The organism is Klebsiella sp. D-Nf1, from assembly GCF_002810515.1.
GTDB lineage: Bacteria > Pseudomonadota > Gammaproteobacteria > Enterobacterales > Enterobacteriaceae > Klebsiella > Klebsiella variicola.
On record NZ_PIOK01000003.1, the window covers coordinates 299,239 to 315,135 of the forward strand.

The window sequence follows — 15,897 nt, forward strand, 5'->3', positions numbered from 1 at the left end:
GTACAGTTAGTTACTCAGCACTAGCCTCATCTTTTCCCTTGGCTTTACCAATATAAAAACCACCAAGTCCACCAATGATAAGCGGGACAACATACTTCATTAGCTCAATAACTATATCTTTAGCATCATTTTTTATGGCAAAACCAATGAAGATCAAAACGAAAAGAAATGCCAAAAGAAACCCGCCAACGCGGATTAGAATATTGGTTGTTTCTCTACGTCCTAGAGATACCTGGACTTTTTCCTGGGCCTCAATAGATCTGAGGCCAATTCTTTCATTGGCCTCAATTTCCTTAGATTTTGTTTCTACTTCTGCTCGCCTGACCTCAATATCAAGTCTTTGATTCTCGATAAGTTGCTCTAGTACTTCAGCCTGATGCCTTTGCACTCCATTGTTATGGTCGGCCATTTACTTACTGAGCCTCATAATGTCTGGTTTTCATTCTGACTCTGAAGTAACCAAAACCTTTACCACCAATTTTTGGTGGTTCAAATTTTACAGACTCGATCTCGTTCCTGCTCTTGTTGGCTATGCTCAGGAAGGATGCGGCATCTGCAGTCACAACATTGTCTGTCATGATACCTTCCAGCATCATGGCTTTTCTGCCTGATTTTCTGATACGCATACTGCCTCCTACACTCAACAAAAGGTTGAATTACCTTTGGGCTAAATATACTCACAGGTATTGTTGGTTGCAAGATGAGCAAAGCAATAAAAACGCGATATCAATAGATATGAATAGGTTACGCATCATGCTTTTTAAGGCGCTTCCCTGCGCCAGCAACCTCAGTAACCTTTGGCCTTAGCCATCACGTACTGAGCATGCGTCTCTATTTCGCGCAGTACGGCGCCGATACCAACAATGTAGCTGAGCATGGCCGTGACCTCTGCGGCGGCGCCGGACACATCATGCCCGTCAGCATCGAGTTCGCGGAGCAGCTTCATCACCATTGAGCTTTTCGCCAGTTCACGCAGTCCATCAGGTGAATGGATGTGATCCTGATAGCGTCGGTTAAGAGGGAAGGTGTAGTGCTTCTGCTCGACCTGCAATGCATCCATGATCGCCGGCAACATGCTGCTTGTCATCTCCTGCGCCAGCATGCGGGCTTTATCAGCCTGGGAGAGTTCTTCCCGAACGTAGCGGCCAGTCTTGCGGATCTAAGATAGGACTTCTCCAATTGCATCACGTTGCCTTACTTACCGGGCGAGAAACTCTCTTGTTAACAGGTGGCTTTTTTCCACCAAAAATACCAGTGTTTGCGGCCTTTCTTTCGTCAAGCCACTGTTCGACCTCATCTCCATCCCAGGCACAGCGTCCGTCTGTAATATAAAAGCGTTTTGGGAACCGGCCTTTGTGTTCAAGGCGGTCGATAGTACTCATCGATAACGGCACCACCAGCAACAACTCTTTCCTACCAAAAGCTTTTTTCATTAATTAATTCAACCGTATGTATTAAAAAATGGTGGGGTTTTTAGCAAGTGTCGTATCAGAAATGCAGAGGATTACTCCTGGTTATGTGCCGATGTAGATTCAATCGTGCAGATATCATCCACTTGTTGTTCAATGATTGAAGACTGGCGTAAGACTATCATTGATCTAAGTGATAACGGTTGTCTGGACAATATAGGGGCTAATCTAGGTCAGCCCATATTTCGCCACTAAAAAAGAGGGCAAAAGTGAAAAATAGATTTACTAGGCAAATCCACATGCTCGGGGGATTTATAGTTTTTATCGCCTTCATGAACTTCGCTCAGGGCGGGGATATCCGCAATGTCAGCCAGCCAGAGATTCCTCTAAGTTGCAAAGTTCTCAAGGCTGATAAGTCAGTCGATTCAACCAGGGCTATCCAGAACGCTTTGGATAGTTGTGCCAGGGGAAGAGCGGTTCTCCTTAGCATCTCTGAAAAGTATAGGATTTTCTACAGTGGGCCATTGAATCTCCCATCTGGTGTAAATCTGTGGGTGGACAAAGGAGCCACTCTTGCGGCGATTGCTAATCCCTCTTTATTCGATACAGGTGGAATGACCTGTGGAAAACTGGACCATTCAGGTAAAGGTTGCCATCCGTTTATTCAAGTGAAAAACGCCTCTGACAGCGGTATTTACGGGCTAGGTACTATTGACGGTCAGGGGAATAGCATCATGTACGGACAAAACCAGACTTGGTGGCAATTGGCAAATGAAGCTAAAAATAGTTCGATGAGACAGAATGCTCCACGACTGATCCAAATTGATAATTCAAAGAATATCACCCTTTTCCAGATAACCCTGAAGAACTCACCTAATTTCCATGTGGTCGGTAACAACACCGTTGGGTTGACGCTATGGGGGATCAAAATTGATACGCCAGCGAGTGCACGCAATACAGATGGTTTTGACCCCATAGGGTCTAAGAATGTCACATTGGCCCACAGTTCTATCAGCACTGGCGATGACAATGTGGCGATCAAAGCAGGTAATCGGGAATCGTCCCACATTTCGATACTGGATAACCACTTTGGATCAGGTCACGGAATGTCCATTGGTAGTGAGGTAAACAAAGGGGTTAGTGATGTTACAGTAAACGGGTTGATCTTTAATAGCACGACTAACGGCCTGCGTATTAAAAGCGACCGTTCACGCGGCGGACTTGTGGCAGGTGTAACGTATAAGAATATTTGTATGCAAAATGTGAAAAACCCCATCTCGCTAGATACCCATTATAACATCAACGCTGGTGGACAACTCATTCCTGAGTTCAGGAATATTCTATTCAGTAACATTATGGTTCTGAGTGCCGGGAATTTTGTATTTGATGGTTACAGCAATACAAGGCCTGCAAGGGTCACATTACGTGACGTTCATATCACAGATGGTTCTTCCTGGAGGGCTAAAAATGCAATTATTCAAGGGAAGGTTACAAAGGATGCTGCTGGAACTTGTGAATGAATAATACTCCGGCCTACTTAGGCGCCGCTGTTAAGACGACAAGATACGAGACATAATCGGCGGGGTATTATCCATCCGACTCATCGTACCATCCTTCTTGAAAAATGACTTCCTGTAGATAGCTTGGTCTTGGTAGATGCGGCGGCCAGTACATCAATCATACCGACTATCTTTTTAACTTCCTAAGCACGACCACTGCTAATGTGGTCTGGCTAACCTATACAGAAAAACCATGATAAGAAAATGGTTATGGATAAGAAGATAAGGAGTTGCTATAACAAATTCCTTCCCATTCCCCTGGAGGTAACATGGCCATTTCAGCTCGTAATCAGCTTGTCGGAATAGTGAGTTCAACAGAACACGGTTCCGTTAACGATGAAGTCGAATTAACTCTGGCAGGCGGTGCGAAGCTGATTGCTATCGTCACCTCTGGCAGCAAGAATGCGCAAGGGCTGGTGCCGGGCAAAGAGGCTATCGCGCTGATCAAGGCTCCTTGGGTTACGTTGGCGACCGAAGATTGTGGCCTTAAATTCTCTGCCCGGAATCAGTTCGCAGGTGAGGTGAGCAAAGTAACGGAAGGTGCGGTAAATGCGACCGTTCACGTAAAAGCTGATGCCGGTTTTGAAATCGTGGCAGTGATCACCAATGAAAGCTGCGAAGTGTTACAGTTGGCTGAGGGAGTTCGCGTGTTAGCACTGATCAAAGCCTCTTCCGTTCTTATTGCTACGCTCGCATAGCAACACTAAGAGCGAAACGTCTCCATATCCCCACTCCGGATACAATCGGGAAGCAGTAAATGGGACAGGCTATAGAAGCTTAATGGTGGCAATAGCAGGATAATGACGACTCAAGTACATGGGACGGATCATTACATAATTATATGTTTAATAAAGAAAATATTTCTATTGATGAATTTCAAAAGGAGGGTACCCTGCTGCAGGGTAAATCAACCATTTATTCAGAGGTGAGTTATGACCATAAACTATGCAGGGATGATAGAGGAAACTAGTGGGGACTATTTCTCGGTGGCATTAAAAATAGCACCCGATAAGAGAGTGATTACTCTGGAAGATTTCGCTGGTGGTAGTGCTGAATTGACGGACGGTCGGTCGGGAGTTGATGCGTTGTATAAAATATCATGTATTGATTCAGGTCGAGGATTACATTTAACAGAGGGTACTTGGGGTCCATTGGAGTTGTATGGTGTCTCTGAAAAAAAAGCTGAATCAGCTGAGTGGGTATCTGCACCATTACAGATTGGACAGACATTGATGTTGGTAACTCCAGGTCATCCAGAAAAAAATATCAAATTAAAGCTTACGTCGCTAATTATATAGTTTTTGTTATTAATACAAGGCTGGCATTACAACAGACATTTGCTGAGTGCCAGTCATAACATTTTACCTGAAAACCTTTCTGTGTTGTGAATAGTTTTGCATAATGGTGACTCATTTACTAATGAGGGGGCATGACTATGCATAATTGACTGGATGACTTTTAATGCTGAAAGTATGAAGAACTACGGAATGACGGCCGATATTCTGGAGCAGGCCGCTAAAGAGGTTGGCGGAATGTACACCAGCCGGCTGAACGTGGAGACTGCAGTCAAAAGCATCAGTAAGGCTTAGGCCAGGGCAGCAGGGCTCAACCCACAAGAAGCCGCAGACGCCTACAAAAAGATGGTGAGTTGAATATGGATGATTTTAACTAAGATTCAGCCACCAGCCTGACCTACCTTTTCTCGCAGGATGGCATGTAGTTGCGAAAGATCAATGTTGGCTAACTTTTCAACGAATACCTTGGATGTTCATCTACAGCCCGGAGAGAGCCAAATGAACATCAAGTTAGTCACTATTTCCGTACTTGCTGCTGCTTTCGTCTTTGTGTCAGATATGGCCATCGCCAAATCGAACCAGTTAACTGATGACCAGGTTAAGCAAAGAATTATCGACGATTCCATAGCATCATATCCCGGCACTTGCGCTTGTCCATTCAACACAGCGCGGAACGGCAGTTCGTGTGGTCGCCGCAGCGCCTGGAGCAAAGCTGGTGGTTATTCACCAATTTGCTACAAAAAGGAAGTCTCGAAGGAGAAGGTCAAAGAGTGGCGCCAGCAGAATCAATAAAGAGAATTAGCTACCGACTATGTGATTTTGATGTTTGAAACACAGCCAATGTTGGTTCAACCCGGTAAATGTTGGTTCAAAATCGGGCAGTGTTGGTTCGGTTTTTTGATAAATATCCAAATAAAACAATGGTCTTTACGTTTTGAGGCGACTGAACCAACCGAACCAACACTTTCTGTGTGTATTATAGAGAAATTCGTTGATGTGAATTTCTCCACTGGATGTAGTCACCTAGTAGCCAACGTGAAGAACGGCCAAATTTTATCGGCGGTGGCAGCTTACCCAGTTTGATTTGTTTATAAAAATATCTGTCGGTAAAACCAGAGTCATTGGTCATGTAGGCCATGTCGATTAAGGAGGTTGGAGTAAGATCTCTTCTCATCTTTCTGCCTTTGTTAGAACCGCGTGGGTGTGTATGTCAATTGTAACTTTGCTCGAAAGACAGATTACAGCAGAACTCATGGTTAACGGTTGAATTCTAGCCTTACAGGAACTGCAAAAAGAGATTTGGGGGTATTTTTGGGGGTATGTATAATTTTATAAACAAATTTAGTTAAATTAAATCAGTGCTTTACAGTTTTATATTGAATCCTGTAGGGCCATTTAATATCAGCTTCTTATCCTCTTGCTGCTTTTTCGTACCGGACACCATTTTCCCTATCCTGTAACCTGGCTGTGCTATTGCGGTTGAAAAACATATATCAAATACGTGTTAATACATTCGTTATTTTCCCCTGCCGTCTATTTTTCTGTGCAAAAGTCATTATCCTAAAAACGATCCTCGTTCATTATTTCATGTTCACATACCGTAAGTTTCATGCTTAAATCCACGCAATATATAATGGAATATGTTTTTGCACTGCACGTTAAGTAATAACGAGAACACGGATGAAATCTCTGTATTTGGCTCTGGGACTAATGACGCTGAGTCTGACCACCCACGCCGCTTTTTTATCGCCAGCCGATCGCGACAGCGTTGAGCAACAGCAGCAACAATTACTGCGTCAGAACCAGCAGCAACGTGAATCGCTGGAGCGCGCCACGCCGAGCCCTCACGCGGCGATGCCTGCGCAGCCTGAAACCTCTGATGGCCCCTGTTTTTCTATCCATCGCATCGCGTTAGATGGCGCGACGCTTATTGATCCGCGTCAGCAGCAAAAAATAGTCCGGCCCTGGCTTGGGCAGTGCATGGATATTGCGCGTATTACTAAACTCGTAAATATTATTTCCGACTGGTATATCAGTCGGGGTTATATTACCAGCCGCGCTTTTCTGACCGAGCAGGATTTACGTTCCGGGGTATTACATCTGACTATTCTTGAAGGAAAGCTCGAAAAAATCACCATGGAAGGCACGGCTAAACGTGAGTTAACAATGGCGTTTCCAGGGCTGGAAGGCCATATTCTTAACCTGCGTGATATCGAACAGGGGATGGAGCAGATTAACCGCGCGCGCGCGACGCCTGTGCAAATTGAAATCCAGCCGGGCGAAAAACCTGGCGGCTCCATCGTTAACCTGACGGCGACAGCGGAGCGCCCACTTTTGTTGTCGATGAGCGTCGACAACAGCGGCCAGAAGAGTACAGGTAACTCTTTTGTTGCTGGCTGGATAAACGTTGCAAGCATAGGGAATGGCTTATGGGGAACAGTGGGCTGGAATGCAGCCGGTGGCGCGCTAACCAATCAGATCAACGGTGACAATCCTTTAACAGGAGCAATTACTAATGGTCTGGGTTCTGCTGGCGGTTACTGGGGAGGCAAACTAATCTCTTCAGGCACAAATGCGGCTGGTAAATGGCTAACCGGCGGCTGGGATCCTAAGTTTAATCCTGACCTGCTGAAATATACCGAAATTAAAGGTCAACTGGGGATCTCTAAGGAGATGTTGCCTGGTAAGCTTCCAGGCAATATGGGTAATATTGGAGCTTCAGTAATATCAGAGGGAGGCGGTAAAGGAGCTGAACAGGTAATAAAAAAAATAGGAGATAAAAATGAAAAATGATCTCCGAGTTAGATGTGTTCAGTCTCTATTTCTCTTAGTTGCTACGATTTTATTCATGATCGCATTATCTGTATGCGGAAAGATTTTTTTTTCGTTGTTACTGTGGCTGCTTGGCGATGGTTTTAATACAACTTGGCAGGATGTTTTGCACGGAGCGAAATTAGGACTTTATGGTGGAAGCATTGGAGGCATTGGACTCGCATTATTCCGCCTTTTTAAAGTAAAGGGATTTTAATCTATGTCGAAAAGATCCCAGCCTTTGTGGTTGGGATTGTTGTTGAGACTAACTCGCTGAGTCTGCCAAAAGGGATGACGGAAACCGGACAGGCAGCCACATCCTGGGTGAAGTATGCGCAGGACAACAATCTTTCGCCGGAGCAGGTACAGGCCGGGTTAAAGGATATCGTGCGCGGCGACTTGCCGGAAAGCGCGGATATTATCAAAGCCATTCTGAGTAATAGCCCGGGCTCGGATACGGTAATGGCGTTGCTGACAGCGGAAGAGGCGAAGGATTATGCGCTGGCTCTGCTGACGTCAATCCCGGCAGAAAAAGAGTTATCGTTAGCGGGTAAAGCAGCCGGTATTATTGATAACACAATACTGATTAGAGCAGCGGAGAAGATCTCGACGGCTAAGTCGGGTAAAAAATTTACAGCGCCGAGGGATTTGAATGAGCAAACGTTCTGGAAACAGGTCGAATCAAATCCTTCACAAGGTGGAAAGTTGCCGGATATGAATAATGATCCCAGATTTCCTACTTCTGCTGGATTCCAGAAAATGGAGGCGACGCATTATCTGCCTGATGGATCATCAATATCAGGACATTATCAGTACAATTTTAATACTGGTAAAGCATACGATATGAAAATTGTTACTCCACAGCGGAATCCACTGCAGCCAGGTCCTTCAATAACTGATGGGGTAAAAAAATGAAGATAAGAGATCATAGAGATCCCTTAGGTAGGGTTGTTGATGTTTTTAGTGTTTATTGGTTTGGTGACGAAACTTATTTTTTGGGTTTTTTAAAGGGGTACGGTGGGCTGCTGGCATATAGATCAACTCAAGCATCTGTAATTAATCAAGAAATAAGTTTTGAGGCAATATACTTTGAGAATAATGCGAGAGGTATCCACCACTGGGCCTTAATTAAAGAAAAGTTACTGGACGATCTTCTTGAACTGGATGAAACGGCCTATAAACGCTTCCTTGAAATCGTGAAAGCTGAAGGTCTGGTTGATCCCGATTTTTATTAACTGCAAAAGATCCCGACTTCAGCGCCGGGATCTTTTTTACCCGTCAATTACGACAGCACGCAGAGCAGCCTCAGCGGTGGCCTGGGCTACACCTTCGGCGCCGGGTCGTGGTCAGGGAGCCTGAATACCAGTCGCGACAAAATGACCAGTGACTGGTCCTCGGTGCAGGAGCAGAGCGGGATATTTGCCGGTCAGGGTGGCTTTGATGTCACTGTGGGCAGCCACACGCAGCTGAATGGCGGGGTCATAGCTTCCACAGGAAGCGCAGATAAAAACAGCCTCGATACTGGCACGCTGGGTTTCAGCGATATCCACAACCAGGCGGATTATAAGACGCAGCATCAGGGCGGCGGTATCAGCACTGGGGGCAGCATCGGCTCTCAGTTCGCCGGGAACATGACCAGCGCCCTGCTGGCGGGTGGCGGCAGCAAAGGCCATGCGGAAGGTACGACGCAGTCGGCGGTATCCGAGGGGACTATCATCATCCGTGACCAGGCCAGCCAGAAGCAGGACGTGGCTGACCTGAGTCGCGATGCGGAACACGCCAGCGGCAGTATCGGGCCGATATTTGACAAGGAGAAGGAGCAGCTGCGCCTGCAGGAAGTGCAGCTGACAGGGGAGATTGGCCGCCAGGCGGCAGATATTGCGCGCGCGCAGGGCGAGATAGCAAAACAGAAGGCGATAAAAGACCCTGCAGCCCTGACGGCAGCGGAAGCGAAGCTGAAGGCAGAGGGTAACAGCAGTCCGACGGCAGAACAGATTGCGGACCAGGCGGGTCGTACCGCGATGGCTGCATACGGAACCGGCAGTGACCTGCAGCGGGGTATCCAGGCAGCGACTGCAGCGCTGCAGGGACTGGCGGGCGGTGATATCGCCGGGGCGCTGGCGGGGGCATCGGCGCCGGAGCTGGCGAATCTTATCGGTCACGGTTCAGGGCTGAGTGACGGTGCCGCAGTGGTGGCGCACGCCATCCTGGGCGGTGCGGTGGCGGCGCTGCAGGGCAACAGTGCCGCGGCGGGCGCAGCGGGCGCAGCGGGCGCGGCAGCAGGTGAACTGGCCGCGAGGGCGATTGCTGGTATGCTGTATCCGTGCGTGACGGACTTGTCCACGCTGACGGAAGCACAGAAGCAGATGGTCAGTACGCTGGCCACTGTTTCAGCGGGAATGGCAGGCGGTCTGGCCGGCGACAGTACGGCGTTAGCGGTGGCGGGCGCGCAGGGCGGGAAGAACGCGGTGGAGAATAATTTACTTGGCGGAAATGAGGACGCTCAGGCTGCGTGGATACGACAGCATGGGATTGACATGGCGAGTTGTTCCGATAACCCTGGCGGGGCTGCATGTCAGAAAGCGATAAATGAGCGTGATGCAGTGGGGATGGCGCTGGCGTCTGGTGGAGTAGCTTTACTTCCTGGAACCGCACAGGCGATGTGGGCGCTTGGCACAGGCGCAAATGCCGGGATCAGTTATCTCGCGGATGGCTCGGTTGACCCTTCCAGCGCGGTAATTGCTGGCTGGGTAAACGTATTCAGTATGGGAAATGGTCTGGCCGGTACTGTGGGATGGAATGCCGCAGGAGGCGCATTCAGTAACTGGATAGATGGGAAAGATCCCGTGTCAGGCGCGTTGATTAATGGTGCAGGTTCTGCTGTGGGCTATGGTGTTGGCAAAGGGATTTCGTGGGGAGTTAATACTGGCACAAATTGGTGGAAAGGCGGTTGGGATCCGAAATTTAACCCTGACTTGCAGAAATACACTGAAATTAAAGGTGATTTTGGTATTTCGAAGGAAATGACACCAAGCAATTTCCCCAGCTCGATTGGTGATATTGGAGGGAGCATCACTTCAGAATTAGGAGGTAAGTATACAGAGCAAAAAATGAAACAAGAGGAAAATAAGAAATGAGGTTACTTAACTCAGTATTGCTTCTTGTTTTCTTTGTTTTGATTAGTGTGGTGTCTATCTTCCTAACTGGATTTGTTTTATATGTATGTGGAGAATTTTTCTTCCTTTTTTATAAACAAATTCCAGTATCTTTTACTACATATAACCTTTTGCTCATATGCAAAATCAGTGTTTATGTTGGTAGCTTTGTTGGGATAGTTATGTGGGCTGCCAGGCTACTGAGATTAAAGGGTTTTTAGTTATTGTTGAGAATGATTTACTTGGTGGTAGTGAAGATGCGCAGGCGGCATGCTTGCGATGTAAGCATCCCGGCAATCGCACCTGGATCTTCTTTTTAGCCGTCAGCACCTGACCGGCTCGATCACAGCTGTTCCTGTTCCACGCTGACCATCACCGGTGTGTCAGTGCTGAATCCCGCTTCTGCCAGCCAGTTACAGCACGACCTGTGTGAAGCGGACCCCACCCAGAGCCAGAGTGCTTCCACGACGGGAAGTACAGGCGACAGCGTGGTGATTGATCCCGGCTACAATAGCCGGAATAACATGATCATTATCACCGCCCATTAGATCTGGCCTGCGACAGAAATATCAAAACAAATACGCGGTTATGAAAAGACGGGATTGAGGTCATTAAAATAGTTGGTTGTGACCCGGAACCCGGCAGCGGTGGGGTAGACGTTGCATGACATGCCCAATTATCAGAGCGCAGTAGATTATTGCTGGCGTCAAATGGGGCTGGTGAGCGCTTGCCCTTCATCTTCAATTTTTTTCAGGATGACGTAATAATTAAAGCCTATAATACATATTATACCAGTAAACTTTTATCGTTATTGTCCAGCTGATTATTTATGAAATGATGACGTTAATATGCAGCAAATGGAGAGGTTAACATGCTTAAAAAAATGTGTTTAATTGCTTTTACATTAGTTATTGCTGGATGTACCAATACCAGTCATCTTTCAGGTGATGTCCATTCTTCAGCCACGGCTGGACGCATACAACAAGTTTTTTATGGCCAGCTGGTGTCAGTCAGAGCGGTGCAAATTCAGGCGGGTGATAACAGCAATGCGCTTGGCGCTGTCGCCGGAGGCGTCATTGGTGGTGTGGCGGGAAGTGCCGTCGGTGGCGGTTCAGGCCAAAGACTGGCGACGGCGACTGGCGCTGTTGCGGGAGGTTTAGCAGGTCAGGCGGTTCAGGCAAGAATGAATCTTGTTCAAGGGGTCGAGCTTGAAATACGCTTAGATGATGGAAGAACGTTCATGGTCGTACAACGTCAGGGGCCAACGCGATTCTCGGTAGGGCAACGTGTTGCCATTTCATCCGTAGGCGGGCAAACGACAGTATCCCCACGCTAATTTTAATAGTTAATAACATAAATACCTAATGCCAGCTACGCTTTAAGGCTGGCATGGTAAAAATGGAATATCTCAAAATTAGGGTGTTTTATGAAAAAACCATCTTATTTTTTAAAGGTAATTTGCCTCTTTTTTTCAGGAACACTTATCGCTGGTTGCTCTGTGTTTATGACGAGTATTGGAAACTCGCAAACGATGAATGTCAATTTTGTTTCAAACCCGCAGACAACCGTTCGATGCCTTAAAACCGGTGCGAAAATTAACGGTTTTATTCTTGATGATAGTCAGTTAACTGATGAGGGTAAGCTTTTCTTAACGAAACAAGATATGAACTCAGCCATTTCGATTATGGTCACGGAAAGTTTAAACGGTACAGACTTACGCGTTCGTTTTGATAACAGAGATAGCATCTTGATCGATGGCTGGAATAAAACAATCCGATACTGCAGAAGCACGATACCCTAATAACAATGATGTCTTTTAAAAGCGGGAATATATCAGGCGTCAACTCGCTCACCATTCTTATCAGTTTCAGGAATAGTGGTGAGCTTGAGCGTAACAGGCTAATCATACTGCATGAAAATAAGTAGGCAACGTAGTCAGAAACACGACCCTGGGCTGTGAGGCGTGCGATAGAGCCAGGCTCTGGTCGCAAATCTTTTGCTTGCGGATAGCCGTCTCAGCAGACATATCCTCTATATGTCTATATTTTGATAACAAAAAGTTTAATTTTTTTCCCCGCCGCGCTGACTATAGTTAGGGCACTTTCACTTGCCCAATAAGGTCACGATTATGAAATTAGTTATCGCCTCCGTTATTTCCCTGCTCAGCTTCAGCGCGCTGGCGGCGCCAGAGGGGACGCTCAGCGTTCACATTCTTAATCAGCAAACCGGGCTCCCTTCACCGGGGGTGCAGATTGAGCTGGATAAACAGCAGGGGGAGAGCTGGCAGCATATCGCCACCGGTAAAACGGATGCCGATGGGCGGATTAAATCGCTCTACCCGCAGGCGGGGAATATGGAGCCGGGGGTTTATAAAGTGACGTTTAAAACCGGTGACTATTTTAAAAGCCAAAACATGAATACGTTCTTCCCGGTGGTCCCGGTTATTTTCAATGTCACAAAGCAAAATCAAAAACTGCATATCCCGCTGCTGCTCAGTCAGTACGGATACTCTACCTACCGCGGCAGTTGATGACGCAAGCCGCTATCAAGCCAACGCCTGCGCGTCTCCCGCAGGCGTCACGCTTTCCTCGCACCACGACCTCCACGCCTAACGCTCGGTCTCTTTCTCTTTAAAGTGTTTAACAGCTTCGTCGTACATCGCCAGCAGACCGGAAATATCGCCCTCATATTGCGGCACGCGCTGGGCGCGAACGAGCTCAATCAGCAGCGCATAGGCTGCTGCTTCCGGGGCTGCATGCGGATTGATCAGTCCAGACATATTACCTCCTTAACAGTGGGCCTTTAGCCTACCCCTCGGCGGGAAACCGCAACAGCCTGATATGCAACCAGTACTTCTTGTATGGCTCTTGTGAAACCTCAGAGGCGAAGACCACGGCGGAAGTCAACTGAAGGAGGGGGTTATCCAGGCCACTGGCGTGGCGGTTAGCGGTACGTCTACACCGGCAGCTGGCTCATCATCAACCAGGCGATGGTAATGCAGATGAGGGTCATCGACAGCACAAAATTCATGGTAGCTCTTCTTCATCCTATCTTTACTCAGCGTAAATTCTGACAGCGATGATCGCCTTTATCCTTGGCGATTTGTGCCGCTATCCGGCGGTGGGGTGGGGAAAGACGGCCTGTTTCCCCGTGAAGGCCAGCAAAATATCCTCTTTGTCAGGGTTATAGTGATGACATCAATGAATAAGCTGCATCACATTGGTTATGTTGGTCTTTCCGCCTGAAGAATGACTTCAGGTCGCTGATAAGCTTGCTGGGGGACTAACAGGATGAGCACTACACCGTTAACGCTTTCTTTTGCCGGGCAACAACCGCCCATCGCCCTGCCGCAGGTGCCGGGAACGCGGGGGCCGGTGGGAGTCGACATGCGCGGGCTAAATCAGTCCGGATTCTGCAGCTATGACCCCGGCTTCGCCAATACCGCCGGATGCCAGTCGGCGATCTCGTGGATCGATACGGAAAACAGCGTGCTGCTGCACCGCGGCTATCCCGTCGATCAGCTGGCTCGCCAGTGCGATTTTCTCGAAGTGGCCTACATCATGCTGAACGGTGACGCGCCGGATGAGGCCAGCTATCAAACCTTTCGCGAGACCATCACCCGCCATACTCTGGTCCACGAGCAGATAGCCCGCATGTGCAGCGGCTTTCGACGTGACTCGCACCCCATGGCGCTGATGTGCGCTCTGGTGGGGGCGCTGGCGGCGTTTTATCATGATGTCCTGGATGTGGAAAATCCGCAGCACCGGGCGTTGGCCGCCACCCGGTTACTGTCGAAAATGCCCACCATCGCCGCCATGAGCTACAAGTACACCATTGAGCAACCCGCCGCGTATCCGCGCAACGATCTCTCCTATGCCGGAAATTTCCTGCAGATGCTGTTTGCTATCCCGGCGGAAAAATACGTCCTCAATCCGGTTATTGAGCAAGCGATGAACCAGATCCTGGTGCTCCAGGCCGATCACGGGCAGTGCGCCTCGACCACCACGGTGCGTGCGGCGGGCTCCTCCGGGGCAAACTTATTCGCCTGCATCGCCGCCGGGCTGGCGTCGCTGTGGGGGCCAATGCATGGTGGCGCCAATGAATCGAGCATGCGAATGCTGGAGGAGATTGAAAGCGTTGATCAGGTTCCGGCGTTTCTGCGCCAGGCGAAGCGCGATCCGCAGGCATTTCGCCGGCTGGGTTTTGGCAACTCGCGCTACCGTCACCGCGATCCGCGCGCCGGGATCCTGCGTGAAACCAGCCATCGGGTACTGGCGGAGGTAGGCATGTCCGACCGTCTGCTGCAGGTGGCGATGGCCCTTGAGGACGTGGCGCTGACAGACCCCTACTTTGTGGAAAATGGCCTGTCGCCGAGCGTGGATTTTTATACCGCGGTGATCCTCAAGGCGATGAATCTGCCTTCGTCGATGTTTGCGGTGGTCACCGCGGTCGGTCGGACGGTCGGCTGGGTGGCGCACTGGAACGAGATGCACCAGGCGCCGCTGACCATCTACCGCCCACGGCAAATTTACGTTGGCGAGGGCTATCGGGATTACGTCTCCCGACGCGACGAGCAGCCTGCTGGCCCAAGGTAATGCGTACGGGCAGGAGGCGCGCGGCGTCTTCCTGCCCAGGCGGGTTGCTACTTAGAGATGCCGGGAGAGCAGATAGTGCTCGACGGCGGTATATTCGGTTAACCGGGTATACAGCGCCAACAGGGCGCTGAGAAAAGCGCCTACCTCACAGGCCTGCGGCCCGGGCGTGGCGAGTAATGGCTGTAGCGTAGCTCTCAGTTGATCAAGGTCAGGCTTCAGCACATACGGTATATGCAGGGTGCTGAGGATGGCTTCAGTCTGCTGGAAATCGTGACGAGATGGCAACGCCTCGTCTGCGCTTAGCCAGCTCAGGATAATCAACATGAGGCGATTTTTAGCGTAGAGATACGATTTCATGGCCTGTCTCCTGTCGGTAGTGGCGCAACACCATCCCCTGAACTTTGTTCATCAGTTCCACGTTATTTTTCACCGCCAGCTTGCTAAGGACGCGTGAACGGTAGTAGTAGACCCGTTTGATCGTGAGCTGCATGGTGCTGGCCACGTGACACAACGGCATTCCCCCCATCAGCAGGCTGATTAAAAAAGTTTCCTTACGGGTCAGGTTATAGCTGTCAGGTATGGCGATATAGAGCTTGTCGGCGGGGGGCGACGTCCAGCGCGGTCCGCGGGCAAGGGCCGTACTGAGCCCGGCAAAACTGGTGATGAACTCTGCGCCGAGCACAATAGCGAGGCTGCTTTCGAGCTCGCTCAACGGGTAGCCTGATTTGGCAAAAATAAAGATCCGGATCAGGGGATTAAACGATTTTAAACTGAGCGCGACCTGCAGTACTTCGATGTTAGCGCTGCTGTAATCAATAAGGATAGTGCTTAACCGGGCTCCAGCATCGGTCGCAAAAAAAGTATAGAACATCTCACTCTGTCCGCTAAACGGGTAACAGAGCATTTCTTTAATATCCAGAGGCTTGCTGTTTGGTTCATTAATATACGCCTTCAGCGCAATATTAAAATATTCTGAATCCGCAATGCAGATCAACATAATGACCTCCTGGCATAAATACGCTGTGCATGCTGTCCTGCCTGATTCGACAATTTACTGTAGAGAATACCCGCCT

The 15,897-nt window shown here is 48.9% G+C and carries 20 protein-coding genes and 1 pseudogene; 14 read left to right on the top strand and 7 right to left on the bottom strand.

Annotation, left to right across the window (positions count from 1 at the left end):
- Positions 1-10: 10 nt before the first annotated feature.
- From CWM54_RS15210 to CWM54_RS15225, 4 genes and pseudogenes are all read right to left on the bottom strand, one after another.
- Positions 11-409: a hypothetical protein gene (locus tag CWM54_RS15210; RefSeq protein WP_100697664.1), complete on the bottom strand. Its 399-nt coding sequence runs from the start codon at positions 407-409 to the stop codon at positions 11-13.
- 4 nt (positions 410-413) lie between these two features.
- Positions 414-626 carry a hypothetical protein gene (locus CWM54_RS15215; protein WP_227520779.1) on the bottom strand — a complete coding sequence of 71 codons (213 nt, stop codon included), beginning with the start codon at positions 624-626 and terminating at the stop codon, positions 414-416.
- Positions 627-787: 161 nt separating this feature from the next.
- Positions 788-1,159, bottom strand: a pseudogene (locus CWM54_RS15220) (anti-repressor protein); the annotation flags it as partial.
- Between the two features lie 25 nt (positions 1,160-1,184).
- Positions 1,185-1,433, bottom strand: a complete 249-nt coding sequence (locus CWM54_RS15225) for a helix-turn-helix transcriptional regulator (RefSeq protein ID WP_074187330.1) — start codon at positions 1,431-1,433, stop codon at positions 1,185-1,187.
- A gap of 275 nt (positions 1,434-1,708) precedes the next feature.
- Here CWM54_RS15225 and CWM54_RS15230 point away from each other — a divergent pair, with 275 nt between their 5' ends.
- The 12 genes from CWM54_RS15230 (at position 1,709) to uraH (ending at position 12,759) form a co-directional block, all read left to right on the top strand.
- On the top strand, positions 1,709-2,929 hold the full coding sequence (locus CWM54_RS15230; RefSeq protein ID WP_413773795.1) for a glycoside hydrolase family 28 protein: 1,221 nt from the start codon (positions 1,709-1,711) through the stop codon (positions 2,927-2,929).
- Positions 2,930-3,237: 308 nt separating this feature from the next.
- Positions 3,238-3,666 carry a TOBE domain-containing protein gene (locus tag CWM54_RS15235; protein WP_100697666.1) on the top strand — a complete coding sequence of 143 codons (429 nt, stop codon included), beginning with the start codon at positions 3,238-3,240 and terminating at the stop codon, positions 3,664-3,666.
- 234 nt (positions 3,667-3,900) lie between these two features.
- Entirely contained in the window at positions 3,901-4,266 is a 366-nt protein-coding gene (locus CWM54_RS28085; protein ID WP_133123750.1) for a hypothetical protein, read from the top strand.
- 495 nt (positions 4,267-4,761) lie between these two features.
- Positions 4,762-5,055, top strand: a complete 294-nt coding sequence (locus CWM54_RS15245) for a hypothetical protein (protein ID WP_032739929.1) — start codon at positions 4,762-4,764, stop codon at positions 5,053-5,055.
- An 888-nt stretch (positions 5,056-5,943) separates the two neighbouring features.
- Positions 5,944-7,056 (top strand): ShlB/FhaC/HecB family hemolysin secretion/activation protein, encoded by a 1,113-nt coding sequence (locus CWM54_RS15255; protein WP_100697672.1) that lies wholly within the window; start codon positions 5,944-5,946, stop codon positions 7,054-7,056.
- Positions 7,046-7,291, top strand: a complete 246-nt coding sequence (locus CWM54_RS15260) for a hypothetical protein (RefSeq protein ID WP_063266827.1) — start codon at positions 7,046-7,048, stop codon at positions 7,289-7,291. The genes CWM54_RS15255 and CWM54_RS15260 overlap by 11 nt, the downstream gene beginning before the upstream one ends.
- A gap of 26 nt (positions 7,292-7,317) precedes the next feature.
- Entirely contained in the window at positions 7,318-7,989 is a 672-nt protein-coding gene (locus CWM54_RS15265; RefSeq protein WP_227521631.1) for a hypothetical protein, read from the top strand.
- Positions 7,986-8,309, top strand: coding sequence for a hypothetical protein (locus tag CWM54_RS15270; protein WP_100697674.1), 324 nt, complete (start codon positions 7,986-7,988; stop codon positions 8,307-8,309). The genes CWM54_RS15265 and CWM54_RS15270 overlap by 4 nt, the downstream gene beginning before the upstream one ends.
- 141 nt (positions 8,310-8,450) lie before the next feature.
- The gene (locus CWM54_RS15275) at positions 8,451-10,211 is read left to right on the top strand and encodes a VENN motif pre-toxin domain-containing protein (protein ID WP_276308476.1); all 1,761 of its coding nucleotides are present in this window, start codon (positions 8,451-8,453) and stop codon (positions 10,209-10,211) included.
- Between the two features lie 889 nt (positions 10,212-11,100).
- Positions 11,101-11,565 (top strand): glycine zipper 2TM domain-containing protein, encoded by a 465-nt coding sequence (locus CWM54_RS15285; RefSeq protein ID WP_071839111.1) that lies wholly within the window; start codon positions 11,101-11,103, stop codon positions 11,563-11,565.
- Between the two features lie 90 nt (positions 11,566-11,655).
- Positions 11,656-12,030, top strand: a complete 375-nt coding sequence (locus CWM54_RS15290) for a hypothetical protein (RefSeq protein ID WP_133123751.1) — start codon at positions 11,656-11,658, stop codon at positions 12,028-12,030.
- 327 nt (positions 12,031-12,357) lie between these two features.
- Positions 12,358-12,759: a hydroxyisourate hydrolase gene (uraH, locus tag CWM54_RS15295; protein WP_100697680.1), complete on the top strand. Its 402-nt coding sequence runs from the start codon at positions 12,358-12,360 to the stop codon at positions 12,757-12,759.
- Positions 12,760-12,837: 78 nt separating this feature from the next.
- Here uraH and CWM54_RS15300 read toward each other — a convergent pair whose 3' ends face one another.
- Positions 12,838-13,008, bottom strand: coding sequence for an ATP-NAD kinase (locus CWM54_RS15300; protein WP_100697682.1), 171 nt, complete (start codon positions 13,006-13,008; stop codon positions 12,838-12,840).
- 325 nt (positions 13,009-13,333) lie between these two features.
- On the opposite strand from CWM54_RS15300, the gene CWM54_RS28685 reads away from it, so the two are divergent.
- Positions 13,334-13,474 (top strand): hypothetical protein, encoded by a 141-nt coding sequence (locus CWM54_RS28685; protein ID WP_162677911.1) that lies wholly within the window; start codon positions 13,334-13,336, stop codon positions 13,472-13,474.
- Between the two features lie 45 nt (positions 13,475-13,519).
- Positions 13,520-14,824 (top strand): citrate synthase, encoded by a 1,305-nt coding sequence (locus CWM54_RS15305; RefSeq protein WP_100697684.1) that lies wholly within the window; start codon positions 13,520-13,522, stop codon positions 14,822-14,824.
- 51 nt (positions 14,825-14,875) lie between these two features.
- Here CWM54_RS15305 and CWM54_RS15310 read toward each other — a convergent pair whose 3' ends face one another.
- Both CWM54_RS15310 and CWM54_RS15315 read right to left on the bottom strand, forming a co-directional pair.
- Positions 14,876-15,181: a hypothetical protein gene (locus CWM54_RS15310; RefSeq protein ID WP_070611853.1), complete on the bottom strand. Its 306-nt coding sequence runs from the start codon at positions 15,179-15,181 to the stop codon at positions 14,876-14,878.
- Positions 15,159-15,821 carry a LuxR C-terminal-related transcriptional regulator gene (locus tag CWM54_RS15315; RefSeq protein ID WP_074386675.1) on the bottom strand — a complete coding sequence of 221 codons (663 nt, stop codon included), beginning with the start codon at positions 15,819-15,821 and terminating at the stop codon, positions 15,159-15,161. Before CWM54_RS15315 ends, CWM54_RS15310 begins: the two co-directional genes overlap by 23 nt.
- Between the last annotated feature and the right edge of the window lie 76 nt (positions 15,822-15,897).